We start from the raw sequence: 2024 nt of genomic DNA on the forward strand, positions 1-2024 counted from the left end.
GCGCGTGGCATCCGCGTCCCGTGCCTCCAGCGGCGCCAGGAGGCGCTGCATCCGCCGTGCAGGGACGGAGGCCGTGTCTGCCTGCAGCGCCCGGGAATCGGCCAAGCTGTGGCGGTCCTGCCCGGCCAGCACCTCGCGGATGCGCACGGCCCGGCTGGCCTCCAGCCATTCGAAGCCGACCGGGCGCTCATCATGCGGCCAGTCCGGCGGCAGGTTCAGCTCATTGGCGGTGGCGACGAAGCCCTCCGGCGGGTCGGCGCGCAGCGGCATCAGCGCCGGGTCCATCATGCCGTCCCATTCATGGCTGCCGTCCCCAGGCACCGGCGCCAGGCCGTGCCAGTTCGGCCGCCGCGGCACATGGCCGGCGGGCAGCCAGGCGATGGTGCCGGAGGTGTCGGCATAGACCTGGTTCACCGAGGGGGTGCCCCAGCGCCGCATCGCCGCCCGGAACTGGTCGAGGTTGCGGCTGCGCATCCCGGACAGGCTGGCGAGATAGGCGGCCGAGCCTGGCTCGAACCACACCGATCGCACCGCCACGGCGCTGCGCCGCGCCGGGTCGGCATGGACCACCGGCCCGTGCCGGGTGAAGCGCAGGGTGCGCGCCTGCTCCGGCGCGCCCTTGACCGCGAAGCGCTCCTCCACATTCCGCATCCGCTCCCAGCCCTCGCCGTAGCGATAGGAATCCGGATCGTCCGCCCGGGTCTCGTAGAGATACACATCCTCCTGGTCAGCGCCGAAGATGGTCAGGCTGAAGGCGGCGGTGCCGTTATGGCCCATCATGATGCCGGGCACGCTCGGCTCCCCGGCGCCGATCGCGTCGAAGCCCGGCGCGGTCAGGTGCACCAGGTAGCGCAGCGACGGCACGGCATGGGTGCGGTGCGGGTCGGTGGCCAGGATCGGGCGGCCGGTGTCGGTGCGGCTGCCATGCACCGCCCAGTTGTTCGACCCCTCGAACTCCTGCGCCCGCAGCACCTCGCCCAGATCGGTGGCCACCCGCCACAGGGGCGCTTCCTCCAAGGTCGCGGCCAGGCGGTCGGGCGGGAAGGTCACCGGCGCCATGGCCAGGCGGAACATCTGCAGCGCGTCCGGCGGTACGGCCTCCGGGTCGAAGCCCGGCACCGGCCCGACCTCGACCGGCGGCTCGATCATCTTGCGCAGCCGGTCGGTGGCGGCATCGGCGCCGGCCAGGACATGGGCGCGCGCCAGCTCCGACAGCGCGTTGCGGGTCAGGCCGTGGCTGCGGATGCGGACCACGTCCTCCGCCTGCCAGCGCGCCGGCCGGGTGCCGAACAGCCGGAACTCCTCCGGCAGCCGCTCCGGCTCGCGCTCGGTGAGGTCGACATAGGCGTTGATGCCGGCAGCGAAGCGGGTGCAGATCGTCTCCGCATCCTCGGCATAGGCGGCCCATTCCGCCGCCATGTCGCCGCGATAGAGGAAGTGCCGGCTGGCGATGTCCTGCGCCAGGTAGCCGGGGCCGAAATCGGCGGCCAGCAGGCCCAGGCCGCGCTTGCGCCACAGGTCGATCTGCCACAGCCGGTCGCGGGCGGCGTTGAAGCCCTGCAGGAAGAACAGGTCGTCCTGGCTGGAAGCGGTCAAATGCGGGATGCCCCAGCGGTCGACCAGGATCTCGGCCGGGGCGGACAGGCCCGGAACGGCAAGGGTGTCGGTCATGTCGTTCCGGGCTCCTCTCGATCGTCTCTTTGTCTTGGGCCGCGCGGTTATTCCGCGGCTTGCAGCAGCTTGCGGCCGGGCCAGGTCCTGGCGCCGGCGCGGGCATATTGCGCCGGCAGGGTCAGCTCGGCGCCCAGCGCCTCGGCGGCATGCCAGCCCCAGCGCGGGTCGTCCAGCACGGCGCGGGCCAGCGCCACCTGGTCGGCGTCGCCGCGGGCGATGATGCCCTCGGCCTGGTGCGGGTCGACGATCATGCCGACGGCGCGGGTGGTCAGGCCGCTCTTCTCCCGGATCTCGCGGGCCAGCGGCACCTGGTAGCCGGGGCCGACCGGGATGCGGGCATGGGCGGCATT

At 72.9% G+C, this 2024-nt stretch carries 1 protein-coding gene and 1 pseudogene; both read right to left on the bottom strand.

All coding sequences use genetic code 11. The annotated features are described in order from the left end of the window. Positions 1–1671: penicillin acylase family protein (locus tag P409_RS32805; protein ID WP_052121665.1), on the bottom strand; the 1671-nt coding region annotated here is incomplete at its 3' end. 47 nt (positions 1672–1718) lie between these two features. Next, positions 1719–2024: pseudogene (locus P409_RS32810) on the bottom strand (oxidoreductase); the annotation flags it as partial.

Source organism: Inquilinus limosus MP06, assembly GCF_000767795.1.
Classification (GTDB): domain Bacteria; phylum Pseudomonadota; class Alphaproteobacteria; order DSM-16000; family Inquilinaceae; genus Inquilinus; species Inquilinus limosus_E.